The following is an 18,370-nucleotide window of genomic DNA, read 5'->3' as shown; positions in this document are numbered from 1 at the left end:
CTAAAGGGTTGTTGGAGACGACGACGTAGATAGGTCAGGTGTGTAAGCGCTGCGAGGCGTTGAGCTAACTGATACTAATTGCCCGTGAGGCTTAACCATACAACACCCAAGGGGTTTTGACGGACTCGAATAGAACATTGAATGTGTAGAACGAGAACAAAGACAGTCACTTTCCAAGATTTTAACGAATTTGCTTGGCGACCATAGCGTTATGGACCCACCTGACTCCATGCCGAACTCAGTAGTGAAACGTAACAGCGCCGATGGTAGTGTGGGGTCTCCCCATGTGAGAGTAGGACATCGCCAGGCTTCTAATTTTCTTTCACTTTTTGAAAAAGTGAAGACAAAAAGCAGAAGAAGCCCTGACCTGACGGTCAGGGCTTTTTTGCATCTACATCTTTCCATATTTACCACCGCTCCCGTTTTTTAATCTCCGTTACGGCTAACTTCTAAACTTGCTTCTACACTGTCAGCACTTGCTATCTGACAGGAACCTGAGCCATGCCATCACAACGTTCCAAGCGATTGAGAAAGAAACTGTATCTGGATGAATTTGCAGTTTTTGGCTTTGTGATCAGTCTGAAGCTGAATACGGAAAGCGACGAAGAATTAGATGCTTTTATTGAGTCTTTGGCCGACTTTGCTGAATCCAGACATCTGCTTGTTGGCGGCGGAGGTATGAGTGATATCGAGTTAGTTATAGGTTCCGCTCTCAGATATGGCTCTGCGACAGAGCAGGATAGGAAATCAATTAAGGAATGGATTGAAGAGCGTAATGAAGTGGAGTTGCTAGAGTTGGGATCGCTTGTCGATCTCCATCAACTGGAGTTTGTTGATTAATTAAAACAAAAGGATCCGGATGACCGGATCTCTATTGTCTTCTTGGATTATTGAGTGTTCAGGCGTGCCATAAAGAGCGCATCGACGTATTTTCCATTTCGAAACGCGTAATCAACCGCGATACCTTCCTGCCTAAAACCAAACTTTTGATATAAGGCAATAGCAGCTTCATTGTCACTATAAACGGTTAACTCGATTCGGCGCAGGTTCAGCCAGTTGTCCGCCAAGTCTATCATTGCAGTAAGCAATGCGCTGGCGACGCCTTTTCCTGTGTGGTCATCATGCACTGCCATGCCAAATTGTCCGACATGACGTCTTCGCCCTTTTTGGTTGGCTTCAAAGCCTAATTGACCGACTATCTCACCATTCTCTTCTGCGACCAGGCAGTAAATGTCATCCGGTAGATTATTGAGTCGCTTTTCCCACATCGTAAGCGATGGTAGTGGCATTTGCAGTGTGCCAGCTTGTGCTTTCGGGCAGGCATAAAGTTGCTGAATAGCAGGAATATCGCGAGGCTCTACAGGACGAACAGTTACAGGCATAGTCACTCCTTAGGTAATGCCAGAGGGACTTTTCATCATTGCTTGCAACTGATTGCTAGGCAAGCAGTTTTTTTAGTTGGTGATTGCTTACTTCTATCACTCAAGGTGAAGGTCTAGTGGTGTTTTACTATCGCGTCCACCGATCTCACGGGTCAGGCGTGGGACCATATAGCCAGAGACCTCTTTGATAAGACCAGACATCAGCTTTTTGGCTTCGTCGTCGTCGACCAGAAAATGCGCTGCCCCTTTTACCTTATCCAGTACATGCAGGTAATACGGCAAGATGCCTGCATCAAACAAGCTGTTGCTCAGGCTTTTCAGCGCTTCGACAGAATCATTCACACCGCGGAGAAGCACACCTTGGTTTAAGAGAGTAACACCTGCTTGTTTTAGTTTAGCCATCGATGCATGGAGTTCGTCGTCAATCTCGTTAGCATGGTTGATATGCGTAACCAGCACCACACTAAGCCTTGATGACTCAAGCATGTGAGTAAGTGCTAACGTCACTCGGGATGGAATAACGACAGGTAAACGTGTGTGGATACGAAGACGTTTAATATGCGGTGCAGACTCTATGGCTTCAATCAGCCATTTCAGTTCGTGATCTTTTGCCATCAGTGGGTCGCCACCTGAAAGGATGACTTCATCCACTTCGGGATGCTGCTGTAAGTAAGTGATCGCTTCGCGCCAGACGTCTTTCCCACCTCTGTTGTCTTCATACGGGAAATGGCGACGGAAACAATAGCGGCAATTAATTGCGCAGCCACCCTTAACAATCATCAGTACGCGGTTTTTGTATTTGTGCAACAGGCCTGGAACCGTATTGTCCTGCTCTTCAAGTGGATCTGTGGTGAAACCACTGACTTCTTCGAACTCTTCAATCACTGGCAACACTTGACGCAGCAGAGGGTCGTGTGGGTTACCTTTTTCCATGCGATTGATGAAGCTTTGTGGCACGCGCTGGGAAAATAGTTCACGCGCGCTGAAGCCAGACATCCATGCGGAAGGCTCTATATCAAGCTGTTGCAAAAGCTTTTGAGGATCTGAGACAGCATTTGCCATTTCTTTGAGCCAGTTTTGCTCAACAGAAGGCGCATTTCGGGTTATTATGTCCGGCATTTATGACAACTTCGAAGATGTTAAGAGGATAGACATGGCGTCTTTTAGCACCAATGAATTCCGCGGCGGAATGAAAATTATGCTCGATAACGAGCCTTGTGTCATTATCGAAAACGAGTTCGTTAAGCCAGGTAAAGGCCAAGCGTTCAACCGCGTGAAAATCCGCAAATTGCTTTCTGGCAAAGTGCTGGAGAAGACTTTCAAGTCTGGCGACTCTGTTGAAGCTGCTGACGTTATCGATATGGAACTAGACTACCTGTACACTGACGGTGAGTTCTGGCATTTCATGAACGCAGAATCATTTGAGCAAATCGCGGCTGACGAGAAAGCAGTAAGCGAAAACATCAAATGGCTGAAAGAGAACGATCGTTGTACCCTGACTCTATGGAACGGCAACCCAATCGCAGTGACTCCACCAAACTTTGTTGAGCTGGAAGTGACTGAAACTGACCCAGGCCTGAAAGGCGATACTCAGGGTACCGGTGGTAAACCAGCAACTCTGATCACTGGCGCAGTTGTGCGTGTACCTCTGTTCATCCAAATCGGCGAAGTGATCAAAGTTGACACTCGCTCAGGTGAATACGTAAGCCGCGTGAAGTAATTCATTACTTCAATGCTGAAAAGCGTCCTTCGGGGCGCTTTTTGCGTATCAGAGCCACGTAAATTCCAAGTTATCTTCGCAAACCCCTCCTATCATTCCCTGCTGTTATGTTTCGTTAAAAACGAATAAATACGGTTAATGTTTCGAATATTCCTGTTATGAGTTTTTTGTTACATTTATTCCCGCTGGTGATGAGTAGTTATTCACTTTGGCCTAAAAGCCATACCGCTTTATTCATCAAGCAGCAAATAAGAAGGAAAAGGATATGGACACTAAAAATCTAGGACAGGATTTAAAAATGGAAGAAAGACGTCAGTTGGCTAGAACAGGTATCAAAGCAGCGATTATTGGTATACCGCTGCTCGGGTTGGGGCTGACAATTAATAGCTCAGTATTGATGACAGATGCAGGCTACACTTATGTTCACCAGAACAATATGACAGGTGAGCTGGATGTATTTACTGAGCCTGGTATTCACTTTCGGATGCCGTTTCTGTCGAAGATCACACAGTACGATCAAGTGATCACTGTGTCATTCGGTAACAATGCAGGTGAAGATTTCTACCAGCGTCTGGATCCGGTGCAGGTGCGTTTTGCGGATACTTACATTGGTCAAATTCCGGTGACTTACCACTTCAAGTTGAGCAACGATCCGGAAGCTGTGAAGAAAATGCACCGAGAATTTCGTAACAACAGCAACCTGATTGATGCTTTGTTGGTGAAAAACGCACGAAACGTCACGGTGATCACGGCAACCCAGTACACGGGAGAGGAGTTCTTCCAGGGCGGACTGAACCAATTCAAATCTAAGCTTGGCGATCAGCTTCGAGAGGGGATCTATTTAACCGAACGTCGTCAGGTCGAAGTGGAAGAGTTGGATTTGGCACCTGTTGGTTTGAATCAATCTGATGCCAATAAACTGCAACGCACCCAACAATTGGTCTGGAAAACCGTGCCGGTACGTGATGCAAGTGGTCAGCCAATCCGACAGGATAACCCGCTGCAGCAATATGGTATTCATGTCACTCAGGTTACCATCGGCGATCCGCAGCCGGAGAAGCAGTTAGACCAACTGTTGGCGGACAAGAAGCGATTGGTCGCGGATCGTATCCGTGCGATTCAGGAGCAGGAAACCTCTAAGGCGCAAGCGGAAACCGAGCAGCTTCGCAAAGAAATCCAGCGTACCCGTGAAGTTCAGGATGCGCAGCGTACTAAAGAACTGGCGGTGATTGCCCAACAAAAAGAAGTGGCGGTTGCGCAGCAAATTGCCAAGCGTGAGATTGTTGAGGTAGAAAAAACCAAGCAATTGGCGGAAGTGGAGAAATCTAAAGAACAGGCTAACGCGAAGGCTGCGGAGTTCGAAGCTCTAGCGATTCTGGCTAAAGGTGAAGCGGAGGCGGCCATATTGAAAGCTAAGTATGATGCGTATGGTGCAAACCGCGATGTGTATCTGGCAGAGCTTAACCGTGATATTTCTACGTCGCTTTATCACAACCTGAAAGACTTCAAAGTTGAAGTGCCAAAACATTACTTTGGTGGCGGTGATGGCGGCAAGATGACCACCAACCTTGATGTGATCACCGGGCTTGGCGCATTGGGAATGATGGAAAAAACCGAAGCCATGCAGAAAGTGCAGCAGTAAAGGCCTATCTCAATAGAGCCTGGGTAAACAAAAGGGAGCAAATGCTCCCTTTTTCTCGTTTTACTGGCTGTTAAATCATAAAAATGAAGATAACAGACAGGGCGCTGATCAGAAATGCCGTTGCGTAACAGGCGACTTTGCCTGCGGTGCCAGTGTGGAATTTTAGATCATGCATACCATGGTGCAGGCGGTGCATCGCATGCCACATTGGCAGAGACAGAGTACCGATGGTGAACAGTGCGCCGATGAAGCTGGTGACAAAACTTGTGACGCGCTCATAGCTCAATGCTTCTGCATCCAGCATGCCCATTGGTGCCATGATGCCCAGAACCAGAATGGTCACAGGGGTGATCATGGCAAACCATGAACCACCTGCACCAAACAGCCCCCACCATACCGGTTCGTCAGAACGTTTTGGATTCAAATCGACCACGTTAAATCTCCTCAGATGTCGGGGTTAAACTAGAAACAGAATCACAGCAGAAATCACCGCAACAGCAGCCCACTGCGTCAGGACGATCACTTTCTTATCCAGCAATTTTCCACCGATGCGGATAGGCATCACTTGCGGCATCATGCTGAAGAAAGTCTGTGCGTGGAAAAGGCTACCCGCGAGTGCCACGATGTTGATCGCGATAACGACGGGGTTTGCCATGAATGATAACCAACCATTCCATGCCGCTTCGCCAACGACCAGACTGCCCAAACCGAAAGTCAGGCACAGGGTGAAGAAAATCAGCGGAAGCACAGTGGCTTCACGCACCATGTATATGCGGTAGAAAGGATGGTCTTTCCACCAGGTACGCTTCATTTCACGAACGTAAGGTTTACGGTTAGACATCCTTAAGCCTCCACTTTCTTAGAGCCATCTGGCTTGAGCATTGCAATCACGAAGTCTTGTGACGATGCGATCTTGCCTTGGTTTACCGCGCCTGCCGGGTCAACGTTCTTAGGACATACCTCAGAGCAGTAGCCCACAAAGGTACAACCCCAAGCACCATTTTCACCGTTAATCAGCTTCATACGCTCAGCAGCACCGTTATCACGGCTGTCGAGGTTGTAGCGGTGTGCCAGTGTCAGCGCGGCAGGGCCAATGAACTCAGGGTTCAGACCAAACTGCGGACATGCCGCATAACACAGACCACAGTTGATGCAGCCAGCGAACTGTTTGTAGCGCGCCATTTGCTCAGGCGTCTGGTTGTTCGGGCCATCTTCCGGTGTGCGGTCATTACCAATGATGTAAGGCTTGATGGCTTCAAGACGCTCGGTGAACGGCGTCATGTCGACAATCAAATCTTTCTCGATTGGGAAGTTCGCCAGTGGCTCGATGGTTACGCCGTCTGGGTAATCACGCAGGAAGGCTTTACATGCCAGTTTTGGCACCTTGTTGACCATGATGCCGCAGGAACCACAGATCGCCATGCGGCAAGACCAGCGGTAAGACAGATCTTTGTCCAGGTGATCTTTGATGTAACCCAATGCGTCCAGTACAGAGATGGTTTCATCAAATGGCACGTCGAAGGTTTGCAGACGTGGTTCGTCATCTTTCGATGGGTCGTAGCGAAGAATGCTGACTTTCTGAATGCGGTTTGCTGACATTATGCCTGCTCCTTCTCTGCTTTTTCAGCCTTCTTCGCTGCTGCTTCAGCTTCTTCTGCAGCGGCGCCGTAAAGACGTGCTTTTGGCTGAGACTTGGTGATTTTCACGTCACTGTATTTAATCGTTGGTGCACCTTCTGGGTTATAGAATGCCAGCGAGTGCTTCAGGAAGTTCTGGTCATCACGTTCGGTGCAACCGTCGTCCAGACGTTGGTGCGCACCTCGGGATTCGCGGCGAAGCACGGCGGAGTGTGCCATGGCTTCAGCAACTTCCAGACCGTAGCCCACTTCAATCGCATACAGCAGGTCGGTGTTGAATACTTTGCCCTTGTCTTTGATGCTGATGCGCTTGTAGCGTTCTTTCAGCTCAGCCAGCTTGTTGATGGTCTCTTGCATCAGATCTTCGCGGCGGTAGATACCACAGCCCGCTTCCATGGTATGACCCATTTCAGTGCGGATTTCCGCCCAGTTCTCATCGCCTTCTTGCGACATCAGCACATCGATGCGAGCTTTCACTGCTTCCATCTGATTTGCGATTTCAGCTTCGTTCCAGCCTTTGAATTCAGCAGCACGGTCAGCGGCACCTTCACCGGCTACGCGGCCAAAGACCACCAGTTCTGCCAGTGAGTTTGAGCCCAAACGGTTCGCACCGTGCAAGCCGACAGAAGAACACTCACCCACCGCAAACAGACCTTTAATGCTGGTTTCAGTGCGGGAATCGGTTTCGATACCACCCATGGTGTAATGCACGGTTGGACGGATTGGGATTGGCTCTTTCGCTGGGTCGACATTCACGTATGCTTTTGCCAGTTCACAGATAAACGGCAGGCGTTCCTTGAGGTACTCTTCACCCAGATGGCGAAGGTCAAGGTGAACCACATCACCCAGTGGGTGTTTGATGGTGTTACCTTTTTGCTGCTCGTGCCAGAACGCTTGAGACACTTTGTCACGCGGGCCCAGCTCCATGTATTTGTTCTTTGGCTGGCCAACCGGCGTTTCCGGGCCCATGCCGTAATCTTGCAAGTAACGGTAGCCGTTCTTATTGACGATGATGCCGCCTTCACCGCGACAGCCTTCTGTCATCAGAATGCCGGTGCCTGGCAGGCTTGTTGGGTGATATTGAACGAACTCCATGTCGCGCAGTGCCACACCGTGACGGAAAGCCATCGCCATGCCGTCGCCAGTCACGATACCGCCGTTGGTGTTGCAGTTGTAAACACGGCCCGCACCACCAGTTGCCAGTACGACAGACTTTGCTTTAATGCAGACCAGTTCGCCTTCCGCCATGTGAATGGCAATAAGGCCTTGTACTTCATTGTCGACAACCAGCAGATCAACGACGAAATACTCGTCGAGACGTTTGATTTGTGGGTATTTGATCGATGTCTGGAACAGGGTGTGCAGCATGTGGAAGCCGGTTTTATCAGCGGCAAACCAGGTACGCTCAACCTTCATACCACCGAAGCGACGTACGTTTACGTCACCGTTTCCCTTGCGGCTCCATGGGCAACCCCATTGCTCCAACTGAACCATTTCGCGAGTCGCGTTTTCTACGAAATATTCAACAACGTCCTGTTCACATAGCCAGTCACCACCGCCAACGGTATCGTTGAAGTGGTTGTCGAGACTATCCTCATCCTTGATGACAGCGGCGGAGCCACCTTCTGCGGCCACCGTGTGGGAACGCATTGGGTAAACTTTGGAAACCAAAGCGATTTCCAGCTCTGGGTTTGCTTCTGCAGCAGCAATTGCAGTACGAAGACCTGCACCGCCCGCGCCAATAACAGCGATATCTGTGGTAATGGTTTTCACAGCTATCCTCCGGAGGATTGTTAAAAATTTAAAGATGCTAACCGTGCATCTAACTCAAAAACTTTCCCCATCTTATTAAAGTTAAATCCCGTAAATTTTGACCTGAAAGGGTATTTGTTCCGAGTTTCTGCCTTCTAAAAAGCCAGAGCAGTAGATTTGTGATCCAGGTCGTTAGACAGGAAGAAATCACCTTGTTAAACAGAGGTTGCGCGTCATTTTCTCTTGTTTCTGACACGTAAAATCTGTCATCGATGAATGCAATTTAACCCTCTCTTTTAAAAAGGAAAAATGGTGAAAATGAGAATGGTTATCGAAAGGAGTTGTGCGCTTTTATTGCGCTAATTCAGTCGCTTGAATGAAAGGGCAGAAAAGGCATTAATGATGTCAATGAAGCGGCGGGTTTCTATCATGGCTTTCGAAAGCTAAAATGCCGCCAGTCATAATGAGATTGAGTGATAGTAATGACCCTTGAATGGCGTCCCACCGCAGAAATTGAAACCCTGAAAGCCAGAGCCAAACTGGTGAACGATATTCGCGGCTTTTTTGCCGAGCGTGATGTACTGGAAGTTGACACGCCAGCCATGAGTCAGGCGACGGTGACGGATTTTCATCTGCATACCTTCAAGACGGAATTTGTCGGCCCAGGTTTCGCTAAGGGTATCCCGCTTTACATGATGACCAGCCCTGAGTTCCACATGAAACGCCTGCTGGCGGCGGGGAGTGGTGCTATCTACCAAATCAACAAAGCGTTTCGTAACGAAGAAGCGGGACGAAACCACAACCCTGAATTCACCATGCTGGAATGGTACCGTCCAGGTTTTGACCATCATGCATTGATGGATGAAATGGATGCCTTGCTGCAACTGATTCTAGGCGTTGACGGTGCAGAGCGAATGACTTATCAGGAAGCGTTCATCAAGGTGCTCGGTGTCTGCCCGTTGGAAGGCTCGATGGACGAGTTGAAGGCTGTAGCTGCACCACTTGGATTGTCTGATATCGCCGAGCCGGAAGAAGACCGCGATACCTTGCTGCAACTCTTATTCAGCGTTGGTGTTGAAGAGAAAATTGGCCAAACTGTTCCGGCTTTCGTTTACAACTTCCCGGCATCACAGGCGGCACTGGCGCGAGTGTGTGAAGACGATAATCGTGTGGCGGCGCGCTTTGAGGTCTACTTTAAAGGTATTGAGCTTGCGAACGGTTTCTATGAGCTGGACAACGCTGACGAGCAACTGGCCCGTTTTGAAGAAGATAACCGCAAGCGTGAAAAGATGGGGCTGAAAGCTCAGCCTATCGATCATCATTTGATTGAAGCGATTCGTTATGGCTTGCCGGATTGCGCAGGTGTTGCGTTGGGTATCGATCGTCTGATCATGCTGGCTTTAGGCAAAACCCACATCGATGAGGTGATTGCTTTTCCGGTCGGGCGAGCCTAATCCCGAGCCAATAAAAACGCCGCATCATGCGGCGTTTTTATTGGGAATCCTATCAGCTACTGGTAACGATAAGACCTGCGCCAATAACAGCGAGCGCCGCACCTAACCAAGCGCTTGGTGCAGGGCGCACGCGGGTAAATAGCCAAATCAATGGCAGGATCATTACCGGTGTCGTGGAAGACAGTAGCGCGACCATGCCTACTTCTCCCCATTTCAGCGCGTACATAATCAGGGTCATACCGACTGCCATTGCCAAAAAGCCGTTCACGACAAGCATACCGAAGATACGCCAGTTGATCGGGTTAACAGGTTGCGCGACACGTATCTGGAGGAAAATCAGTGTGCCGTGGGCAAGGAAAGCCGCGATCATCCGGATAGCGGAAGCGGCAATCGGATCGACACCTTGGGTTAAAACAGGCTTGGCAATGACCCCACCCAACGACTGACAAAGCGCTGCGGTCAAACCCAGCCCGACAGCCACCCAGATATTGCCTTTAGTTTCTTCCCATTGGTGCGCATTACCGCTTTGGCGGAAGAAGACCGCAATCATCACTCCGGAGAACACCAGAATGGCACCGAGCAGACGTATCCCTTCTAGTGTTTCACCAAACAACCAGATACCTAGCAGGGCAGAAAAGACCGCATGACAGGAATACAAGAGGCCAGAGCGTCGGGGTCCTATTCGGTTCATACAGCCAAACAGGGCGGTATCGCCAATAAATATTCCGATAAGACCAGACAGTGCCATTGGCCAGAGAATATCGGATGAGACGGTTGCCCAGCCACCTGTAAGCAAGGCCAGTATCGTCAGCATCACTGACACACATGCCATCCGCCAGCGGCTATAGGCAAAGCTGCCCAAGTGACGCGCAGGCGTGACCGAAATCAGGCTAGAAATACCCCATAGGAAGGCAGCGCCGAGCGCGAGCCATTCGTAACTCAAGATGACACCTTTAACATAAAAAACCGGAGGGAGCGCGAGTTTAGCTGCTGGAGCTTGGCGGTAAAAGTGGGTGTTTCACTTCCCCGCAATTAGATGTGATCAGTTTAGGACAAGTAGAGCGGCGTAGACAATCACAAGGCCAACCAGACCCAAGATAGTGCCGACTTTCGCTATATCTTTACTTTCAATGAGCCCTGTAGAGTAAGCCAGACTGTTTGGCGGTGTTGATAAAGGAAGTATCATCCCGAGAGATGCCGAGAAGGCAACGACGACAAGAAGCCCCTGAATGTTGCCGACAGAAACAAGGCTGTCCATCGACATTGCAACCGCTGCGGCAATTGGCATCAGGAGGTTTGCGGTGACAGTGTTGGACATGAAATTCGCCATTAGCCAGCAAATCATAGAGAGCGTTCGCACCACGGCGAGTGGTGATAAGGCATCGTAATCCACGGCATGAGACAGCGCAGCGTCAGCCCGGTCTTATCGATCGCCAAACCAATCGCGATACCGCCCGCTACCAGCCAAAGCACATCCCAGTTGATGAGTTTCAGCTCTTCCTTGCCCATGATGCCGCTCAGTACGAGCTAAAGGATACGTAGTGGCAGAGAAAATACTCTGTGTCTGGATAAACTTTGGGCACAAAAAAGGGCATAGCTGCCCTTTTCGTTACAAATCACAGCTTGTGTTACCAGTATGCTTATTCGGCGGTTTGCGCTTCGTTGCCTTCTGTCTGAGCCGATGCTTCAACACTGTTCCGGCGTGCGTAAACCTCACCCATGCGGGTTGATTTGCCAGGAATGACGGCGTCATCAAAGGTGATGGCGTCTTTCGGGAACAGGTTGATCACGGTTGAACCCAGCTTGAAGCGACCCATCTCTTCGCCTTTTTTCAGCGTGATGGCTTGCTCGCCTTCTGCTGGGTAATCCCAGCGGCGGATGCTTTGACCAGTAGGAGGTGTAACTGTGCCTGACCAAACCGTTTCAATGCTGCCGACAATGGTCGCGCCAACCAGAATGTGCGCCATTGGACCGAAAGCGGTATCGAAGATACATACCACGCGCTCATTACGTGCGAACAGGTTAGGGACATTTTCTGCGGTCAGCGGGTTGACGGAGAACAGGTCGCCCGGAACGTAAATCATCTGGCGCAGTGTGCCGTTACATGGCATGTGAACACGATGGTAATCACGTGGTGACAGGTACAGCGTAGCGAAGTCGCCATCAGCAAATTCTTCTGCCAGCTTGGCGTCGCCGCCCAGCAGCTCACAGGCATCAAAGGTATGGCCTTTCGCCTGAATCAGACGGCCTTTTTCAATTGGGCCAGCTTGGCTCACACATGCATCGGCAGGGTGGGCAATCACGTTTGCTTCGTCATTCAGAGGGCGTGCGCCGTCTTTTAATTCACGGACGAAGAAGTCATTAAAGGTTGGATAGCTTTTCGGATCTGAGTTCTTAGCTTCGTTCATTTCCACCTTGTACTGGCGGATAAACCACTTGATCACAGCCGTTGTCAGAAAGCCGGCTTTAGCTGCTGCCAGTTTGCCAACAAGTCGGGTCAGCAGGTGTTTTGGCATGCAGTACTGCAGGCCAATTTTTAAATCGTTAGACACGGTTATATTCCTAACTCGTATGCGCCCGAGAACGGGCCTGGAATTTAAAAAGCGGCCTAGTTTACAAAATTAACAGGCCGCTAACCAGTTGATGTGTAGTTGAGCGAAACGGATCAGTTTTCTTTGTTGCGTGAAAACTGACGGTTTGCCTTCATCTCAGACATGCTGTCGATGATTTTATGGTAGCTCTCGAAACGCTCTACACTGACTTTGCCATCTTCTACTGCTTCTCGCAGCAAGCAGCCTGGATCATCTTTGTGTTTGCAGTCGCGGAACTTACAGCCACCGAGGAATTTGCGGAATTCTTTAAAGCCTTGTGTCACCTGTTGAGGCTCTAAATGCCAAAGACCGAACTCTCGCACCCCTGGGCTATCAATCAGATCTCCACCATCAGGGAAGTGGTACAAACGCGCTGTCGTTGTGGTGTGTTGGCCAAGCCCTGAGTTTTCAGAAACTTCACCGATGTCGGCATTTACTTCAGGAAGCAGGGCATTCACTAGGCTGGATTTGCCTACGCCAGATTGACCCACGAAAATACTGGTGCCATCAGCTAAACGTGCCTTTAGCTCGTCAACGCCTTCACCGTTCTTCTGGCTAACCATCAACACTTCGTAGCCAATTTCGGCATATAAAGCGAGGATATTCTTAACCATTTCAAGGTCTTCATCGTCCAACAAATCAATCTTGTTGATCACGATAAGGGGTTTGAAACCAACCTGTTCGGTAGCGATAAGGTAACGGTCTATAATGTTCGTAGACAATTCGGGTAATATCGCGGAAACGATCACCACCTGATCAATATTAGCCGCGACTGGTTTGACGCCGTCATAGTAATCAGGACGGGTAAGCACTGAGTGGCGTTCATGAGCAGCTTCCACAACGCCAGCGATACCTTGCAGTGTTTCCACACCTGGACGCCAGATGACTTTGTCCCCGGTCACCAAGCTTTCGATAGAGCGGCGAAGGTTGCAACGGTGGATGATGCCAGTTTGAGTATCTTCGATGTCAGCGTGCTGACCGAAACGGGTGATCACCACCCCTTCACGGGCAGACTCAAGCAGAGATTCGTCCCATTGGACCTCTTCTTGCTGGCGATCGATGCGTTTTTTTTGATTTGTCCGTACTCGGCGTAACTGGCCTTTTGTGAGCTTTTTCTTTTTTGCCACGAGAATGTCGCTAGTTTAGTTGGCTTTCATGTCAGGCTAAGTATGATACATGGTTTACTTGCAAAATAGGCAATTTGGATGTCTTTCAGCGATAAGAATTTAATCTGGATTGATCTGGAAATGACAGGGCTTGACCCAGAAGTACATAAAGTCATTGAGATCGCTACCGTTGTAACAGATGCTGAGCTTAATGTATTAGCTGAAGGGCCTGTGCTCGCCATTCACCAGTCTGATGAAGAACTGGCGAAAATGGACGAGTGGTGCACCAATACTCACACTGGCAGCGGGCTGGTGGATCGTGTGAAAGCAAGCACCGTGAGTGAAACTGACGCGATCAAACAAACGATCGCTTTCCTGCAAGACTGGGTGCCTGCTGGTGTGTCGCCGATTTGTGGCAACAGTGTTGGTCAGGATCGCCGCTTCCTCTATAAGCATATGCCTGAACTGGAACGCTTTTTCCATTACCGTACCGTCGACGTCAGCACGATCAAAGAGTTGGTTCGTCGCTGGGAACCTGAAGTTCTGTCAGGAATCAAAAAACAAGGGACTCATTTGGCACTGGATGACATTCGGGAGTCAATTGAGGAACTTCGTTACTACCGGAGCAAGATCTTTACGATCTGACGGCAAAATAACCAATGCGAAGAAAAATCAAAAATTCTGGATTCAGAGTATTGCATCCGCGATTTTTCTTCGTATAATTCGCAGCCCTGACATAGACAAATGTCTTTGATAAAGCGACACTAGCTCAGCTGGTAGAGCGCAACCTTGCCAAGGTTGAGGTCACGAGTTCGAACCTCGTGTGTCGCTCCAAAAATTTGAATGATCCGATTGATCGTCGGATGATCTATGCGACACTAGCTCAGCTGGTAGAGCGCAACCTTGCCAAGGTTGAGGTCACGAGTTCGAACCTCGTGTGTCGCTCCAAAATTTGAAATGATTCCGATTGATTGTCGGATGAACGATGCGACACTAGCTCAGCTGGTAGAGCGCAACCTTGCCAAGGTTGAGGTCACGCCTAAGCCTTGAAGATCGGGAACCTCGTGTGCTGCTCCAAATTTTGATTTCCTTCGGGAAGCGCAGAACAGGCTAAGCCTAACCTGCTAAAAACAAAAAATAATCCAACACTGTTGGAACAAAAAGCGACACTAGCTCAGCTGGTAGAGCGCAACCTTGCCAAGGTTGAGGTCACGAGTTCGAACCTCGTGTGTCGCTCCAAACTTCCATTTGGAAGTGCGCTACAGCAGGTATCAAGCCAAGGTTGAGGTCACGTCTTTTACCTTGAGAGCCGGAACCTCATGTATCACTCCAAATTTCTTACAGAACATCATCTGTAAGCACCAACATTCCGCATTATATGTATCAGTTACTTATAGGATACGGCGGGTCGTTGTCTTTAATGCTGTGAAGCATTATCTCCGGGCAAGGTCTAGCCCAAATACAATCTGAATATGTTTTTAAAGTTAATGTGCCTGCACTGTGCTTTATGCAGCTTTTTATCGTATTTCTTAACAGAGTTATCCACAATGTTTAGCTTGTGGGTAAAGCCGTTGATGAATATCAGAAGATGTGATGCCACTCAGAGTTATTTGTGCGGATGTTGATCGGTGGAAAACTGATTCCTGTGAATTATTTTCATTATAAGGTTATGTTTTTAATAGCTTTAAGTTTTCGGTTTACACTGTTTTCAAACGATTATCCCCAGCTTCATCACCTTTCGTGATTTTCATCTGAGATTATTCACAGAGTGTGTTTAACTTTATAAGTGTGCACTGTTTTATAGCGTACTGAAAAGGTTTTCCACATTTCGCAGAAGAAGTGAATCTGTGTCTTGTTTTTGCATTAATTTTGAGCAGATAGGTGACTTTCCACTACAGTGTGATTGCGCTTAGGCATCTCTTGGTAAACCTTTCTGAACGATTCTGACCAGCCTCTTGGTTGAGGAAGGCAGAACGTCAATAAAATGTCCACTCCGGCGTTTCATCTGTTGTTCCAGCGCCCAATTAAGGTGCTGATCAAGCATAGCAGAGAATCCTCTGGCTGATTCCAAAAGTTCAATTATCTCTGGATCGTAAGGGGCATTCCCCATTGCCACAGAGAGGTTGCGGCGCCATTTTTCGTGACCTATACGGCGAATGGCAGAGCCTTCAGTTTCTTTCAAAAATGTCGCTTCATCCCAACTGAACAATGTTTTAAGAGGCTGTTGAATCAAGCTTTCCCGTCCATAAAAATCAGACTCATTGGTTAGGTCAGCTTCGCGGTTGTATGGGCAGACCAACTGGCAGTCATCACAGCCGTAGATACGGTTACCCATTGCTTCGCGAAACTCTTCCGGTATTTCACCATCGAGCTCAATCGTCAGGTAAGAGATGCAGCGCCTGGCGTCGACAATAGTGTCACCAACAATAGCCTCTGTTGGGCAAGAGGTGATACAGGCAACGCACTTGCCGCATTGATTTTCTGACGGTTCATCTACTGGCAATGGGAGATCGATAAGTAACTCCCCCAGGAAAAACCACGATCCTGTGTCTTTACTGAGTAGAAGAGAGTGCTTTCCTGTCCAGCCGAGGCCAGCTTTTTCGGCCAACGGGCGCTCTAAAACAGGGGCAGAATCGACAAAAGGACGATAGCCGAATTTTCCAACTTCTTCTTCAATGCACTGACCCAATTTTTTCAGTCGGTTGCGGATGAGTTTGTGATAGTCACGCCCAAGCGCATAACGACTGATATAGGCGAGGGAGGGGGTTTCCAATGTTTTGGCAAACCCAGCATCAGGTGGTAGGTAATTCATTCTGGCACTGATTACACGGACTGTTCCTTCAACGAGTTCCTGTGGACGGGCACGCATCATGCCGTGGCGCGCCATCCAATCCATTTCGCCGTGATAGCCGTTATCGAGCCAACGCTGCAGTTGTTCTTCATGCTGACGGAGATCAACATCAGTGATCCCTATATGCTGAAATCCTAGTTCGTGTCCCCATTGCCTGATATTTTCAGCAAGTTGGGTAAAATTGATCGACGATGAAGATCGGGATTCAGACATAAGATCAGCAAGGAAAAACAAAGATGAGCGCAAGTCTACCACACTCACTTTACCGATCGGATCAGGTCAGAGATGGAGAGCACAAGATTGCAGCAGATCTTGGCGTAGAAATGTACAGCTTGATGGAGCGTGCAGGCCTTGCTGTCTTTGAGACGGTGAAAGATCGTTGGCCTGATACAGAGTCGATCCTTGTATGCTGCGGCAATGGCAATAACGGCGGCGACGGCTATGTCATTGCAAGGCTGGCCCTTGAAGCCAATATGTCTGTGACGCTCTGGTCGGTAGCCGACCCCTCTAGTGTTAGCGGCGATGCATTGAAAGCACAACAGAAGTTTGTGGCTGCTGGTGGTTTGATTGTGCAAGGCACGTTTCCTGATGGTAAGTATGATCTGGTGGTTGATGCGGTTTTTGGCACCGGGCTCAGTCGTGATTTATCGGGTTTCTATCTTTCGGCTGTACAAGCGATTAATTCGCTCGATTGTCCAAAGATCGCTGTCGATCTACCGAGTGGCTTAGATGCAGATACTGGAAATGTCTGGGGTGAGGCAGTCATTGCTGATTGTACACTGAGCTTTGTGGGGTTAAAGCAAGGTCTCTTCACTGGCAAGGCGCGTGATTATTGTGGTGACATTCTCTATGACGGCTTGGGTATTGGTGAAGAGTTTGCAGCGAATGTTCCTGCTTCGTCTACACTGCTGATGCTTTACGAAGCAGCTAAGCTGGAACCCAAACGTAAAAGCAGCACACATAAGGGTCATGCAGGGCGTGTGATGTGCGTGGGTGGTCAGAAAGGGATGGGTGGTGCCATTATTCTGAGTGGTCAGGCAACACTTCGAAGCGGTGCTGGGCTCGTCGCGGTGCTCACCGATGAAAGTCATGTTCCCGCATTGTTGGCCCGTCAACCAGAGTTGATGGCACGATGGTGGCACGAAAATGAAAGTAATGAAGTGCTGAATAACATCTTCGCGTGGGCAAATGTTATTGCCATTGGTCCTGGTCTTGGAAAGAGTATGTGGGCGAGAAAGTTGTTTGAAGCAGCAGTTGCATGTGAGTGCCCCATGGTGGTTGATGCTGATGCACTCAACCTGCTGGCGGAGTCACCGAAATACAGGGATAACTGGATTTTGACGCCGCATCCTGGAGAAGCCGCAAATTTATTAAGAACCAGCACAATAGAAATTGAACGGGATCGTTTTTCTGCCGTCAAAGAGTTACATAAACGCTATGGTGGCGTAGTGGTGCTTAAAGGCGCAGGCACAATCGTTTATGATGGCAGCACTTTGAGCATCATCGATGCAGGCAACCCCGGAATGGCCAGTGGCGGCATGGGGGATGTTCTGACCGGTGTGATTGCCGGATGCGTAGCACAGATGTCTTCTCTGTCGAAATCAGCCAATTTTGGTGCCTACTTACATAGCTATGCAGCAGATATTGCTGCACAAGACGGTGAGCGTGGCCTGATCGCCAGTGATTTGCTCCCGCTTCTTGGCAACAACATAAAAACAGAATTGCGATAGGGTAGCGCCTTATCGTAGAAAAGCAGTGAGAAACATGACACAGACTTTTATGACTGAGCTTGCCGATGAGCAAGCAACAGTGGCATTTGGTGCAGCTGTCGCAGCCGCTTGCGTGCAGCAAACAACGATTTATCTTCACGGCGATCTTGGCGCAGGGAAAACCACCTTTTCCCGCGGTTTTATCCAGTCTCTTGGCCATTGTGGCAATGTAAAAAGCCCTACATATACTCTTGTAGAGCCTTATCAATTGGATAGCTGGCAGGTTTATCATTTTGATCTTTACAGGCTGGCTGATCCGGAAGAGCTTGAGTTCATGGGGATCAGGGATTACTTCACACCTGATGCACTTTGTCTGGTGGAATGGCCAGAAAAAGGTGAAGGTTTGTTGCCGCAACCGGATCTTGATATCACACTGAAATATAAAGACGAACAACGTTCAGTGCAGGTAATAGCCAACACGCCTGTTGGTGAAGCGTTATTGGCAAAACTGGAGTGGAAATAACGA

The 18,370-nt window shown here is 48.9% G+C and carries 17 protein-coding genes, 4 tRNA genes, 2 rRNA genes and 1 pseudogene; 13 read left to right on the top strand and 11 right to left on the bottom strand.

The window, feature by feature from the left end; all coding sequences use genetic code 11:
• The 3 genes from GMA8713_RS16815 to GMA8713_RS16805 form a co-directional block, all read left to right on the top strand.
• A 23S ribosomal RNA gene (locus GMA8713_RS16815) occupies positions 1 to 99 on the top strand; the annotation flags it as partial.
• Positions 100 to 193: 94 nt separating this feature from the next.
• A 5S ribosomal RNA gene (gene rrf / locus GMA8713_RS16810) occupies positions 194 to 309 on the top strand.
• A 192-nt stretch (positions 310 to 501) separates the two neighbouring features.
• The gene (locus GMA8713_RS16805; protein WP_062712427.1) at positions 502 to 840 is read left to right on the top strand and encodes a 50S ribosome-binding protein YggL; all 339 of its coding nucleotides are present in this window, start codon (positions 502 to 504) and stop codon (positions 838 to 840) included.
• A 47-nt stretch (positions 841 to 887) separates the two neighbouring features.
• Here GMA8713_RS16805 and GMA8713_RS16800 read toward each other — a convergent pair whose 3' ends face one another.
• Positions 888 to 1,382, bottom strand: coding sequence for a GNAT family N-acetyltransferase (locus GMA8713_RS16800; protein WP_062712425.1), 495 nt, complete (start codon positions 1,380 to 1,382; stop codon positions 888 to 890).
• 96 nt (positions 1,383 to 1,478) lie between these two features.
• Complete coding sequence (gene epmB / locus GMA8713_RS16795) at positions 1,479 to 2,501, bottom strand: EF-P beta-lysylation protein EpmB (protein WP_062712423.1); 1,023 nt, start codon at positions 2,499 to 2,501, stop codon at positions 1,479 to 1,481.
• A 34-nt stretch (positions 2,502 to 2,535) separates the two neighbouring features.
• Between epmB and efp the strand changes: the two genes are divergently transcribed.
• The gene (gene efp, locus GMA8713_RS16790; RefSeq protein WP_002535616.1) at positions 2,536 to 3,102 is read left to right on the top strand and encodes an elongation factor P; all 567 of its coding nucleotides are present in this window, start codon (positions 2,536 to 2,538) and stop codon (positions 3,100 to 3,102) included.
• 265 nt (positions 3,103 to 3,367) lie between these two features.
• A complete protein-coding gene (locus GMA8713_RS16785; RefSeq protein ID WP_062712420.1) occupies positions 3,368 to 4,744 on the top strand; it encodes an SPFH domain-containing protein in 1,377 nt (458 codons plus the stop codon).
• 70 nt (positions 4,745 to 4,814) lie between these two features.
• Here the strand turns inward: GMA8713_RS16785 and frdD are convergent, their stop codons facing one another.
• Genes frdD through frdA form a run of 4 tightly spaced genes read right to left on the bottom strand, consistent with a single transcriptional unit; the run spans position 4,815 to position 8,154 of the window.
• Positions 4,815 to 5,177: a fumarate reductase subunit FrdD gene (frdD, locus tag GMA8713_RS16780; RefSeq protein ID WP_002535614.1), complete on the bottom strand. Its 363-nt coding sequence runs from the start codon at positions 5,175 to 5,177 to the stop codon at positions 4,815 to 4,817.
• 24 nt (positions 5,178 to 5,201) lie between these two features.
• Positions 5,202 to 5,585 carry a fumarate reductase subunit FrdC gene (gene frdC / locus GMA8713_RS16775; RefSeq protein ID WP_062712415.1) on the bottom strand — a complete coding sequence of 128 codons (384 nt, stop codon included), beginning with the start codon at positions 5,583 to 5,585 and terminating at the stop codon, positions 5,202 to 5,204.
• 2 nt (positions 5,586 to 5,587) lie between these two features.
• Positions 5,588 to 6,343, bottom strand: a complete 756-nt coding sequence (locus tag GMA8713_RS16770) for a succinate dehydrogenase/fumarate reductase iron-sulfur subunit (RefSeq protein WP_062712412.1) — start codon at positions 6,341 to 6,343, stop codon at positions 5,588 to 5,590.
• Positions 6,343 to 8,154, bottom strand: a complete 1,812-nt coding sequence (gene frdA / locus GMA8713_RS16765) for a fumarate reductase (quinol) flavoprotein subunit (protein WP_062712408.1) — start codon at positions 8,152 to 8,154, stop codon at positions 6,343 to 6,345. The genes GMA8713_RS16770 and frdA overlap by 1 nt, the downstream gene beginning before the upstream one ends.
• 461 nt (positions 8,155 to 8,615) lie before the next feature.
• Between frdA and epmA the strand changes: the two genes are divergently transcribed.
• Positions 8,616 to 9,587: an elongation factor P--(R)-beta-lysine ligase gene (epmA, locus tag GMA8713_RS16760; RefSeq protein ID WP_062712405.1), complete on the top strand. Its 972-nt coding sequence runs from the start codon at positions 8,616 to 8,618 to the stop codon at positions 9,585 to 9,587.
• Positions 9,588 to 9,639: 52 nt separating this feature from the next.
• Here epmA and GMA8713_RS16755 read toward each other — a convergent pair whose 3' ends face one another.
• The 4 genes and pseudogenes from GMA8713_RS16755 to rsgA all read right to left on the bottom strand — a co-directional run bounded on the left by GMA8713_RS16755 (position 9,640) and on the right by rsgA (position 13,305).
• On the bottom strand, positions 9,640 to 10,530 hold the full coding sequence (locus tag GMA8713_RS16755) for a DMT family transporter (protein WP_062712402.1): 891 nt from the start codon (positions 10,528 to 10,530) through the stop codon (positions 9,640 to 9,642).
• Positions 10,531 to 10,629: 99 nt separating this feature from the next.
• Positions 10,630 to 11,108: pseudogene (locus GMA8713_RS16750) on the bottom strand (SLC13 family permease); the annotation flags it as partial.
• A gap of 119 nt (positions 11,109 to 11,227) precedes the next feature.
• Entirely contained in the window at positions 11,228 to 12,139 is a 912-nt protein-coding gene (asd, locus tag GMA8713_RS16745) for an archaetidylserine decarboxylase (protein WP_062712399.1), read from the bottom strand.
• Between the two features lie 113 nt (positions 12,140 to 12,252).
• Positions 12,253 to 13,305, bottom strand: a complete 1,053-nt coding sequence (rsgA, locus tag GMA8713_RS16740) for a small ribosomal subunit biogenesis GTPase RsgA (protein WP_062712396.1) — start codon at positions 13,303 to 13,305, stop codon at positions 12,253 to 12,255.
• A gap of 78 nt (positions 13,306 to 13,383) precedes the next feature.
• Here rsgA and orn point away from each other — a divergent pair, with 78 nt between their 5' ends.
• From orn to GMA8713_RS16715, 5 genes are all read left to right on the top strand, one after another.
• On the top strand, positions 13,384 to 13,929 hold the full coding sequence (orn, locus tag GMA8713_RS16735) for an oligoribonuclease (RefSeq protein WP_002535604.1): 546 nt from the start codon (positions 13,384 to 13,386) through the stop codon (positions 13,927 to 13,929).
• Positions 13,930 to 14,042: 113 nt separating this feature from the next.
• Positions 14,043 to 14,118: transfer RNA gene (locus tag GMA8713_RS16730), tRNA-Gly, on the top strand.
• A gap of 38 nt (positions 14,119 to 14,156) precedes the next feature.
• Positions 14,157 to 14,232: transfer RNA gene (locus GMA8713_RS16725), tRNA-Gly, on the top strand.
• A 39-nt stretch (positions 14,233 to 14,271) separates the two neighbouring features.
• A tRNA-Gly gene (locus tag GMA8713_RS16720) sits at positions 14,272 to 14,361 on the top strand.
• 86 nt (positions 14,362 to 14,447) lie between these two features.
• Positions 14,448 to 14,523, top strand: a tRNA-Gly gene (locus GMA8713_RS16715).
• Between the two features lie 670 nt (positions 14,524 to 15,193).
• Here GMA8713_RS16715 and queG read toward each other — a convergent pair.
• Complete coding sequence (gene queG / locus GMA8713_RS16710) at positions 15,194 to 16,321, bottom strand: tRNA epoxyqueuosine(34) reductase QueG (protein ID WP_198159531.1); 1,128 nt, start codon at positions 16,319 to 16,321, stop codon at positions 15,194 to 15,196.
• Between the two features lie 50 nt (positions 16,322 to 16,371).
• On the opposite strand from queG, the gene GMA8713_RS16705 reads away from it, so the two are divergent.
• The gene (locus GMA8713_RS16705; RefSeq protein WP_062712392.1) at positions 16,372 to 17,865 is read left to right on the top strand and encodes a bifunctional ADP-dependent NAD(P)H-hydrate dehydratase/NAD(P)H-hydrate epimerase; all 1,494 of its coding nucleotides are present in this window, start codon (positions 16,372 to 16,374) and stop codon (positions 17,863 to 17,865) included.
• A 34-nt stretch (positions 17,866 to 17,899) separates the two neighbouring features.
• On the top strand, positions 17,900 to 18,367 hold the full coding sequence (tsaE, locus tag GMA8713_RS16700) for a tRNA (adenosine(37)-N6)-threonylcarbamoyltransferase complex ATPase subunit type 1 TsaE (protein ID WP_062712389.1): 468 nt from the start codon (positions 17,900 to 17,902) through the stop codon (positions 18,365 to 18,367).
• Positions 18,368 to 18,370 lie beyond the last annotated feature (3 nt).

Source organism: Grimontia marina (assembly GCF_900060185.1).
Taxonomy (GTDB): Bacteria; Pseudomonadota; Gammaproteobacteria; order Enterobacterales; family Vibrionaceae; genus Enterovibrio; species Enterovibrio marinus.
This window is presented reverse-complemented; position numbering and strand designations above follow the sequence as displayed.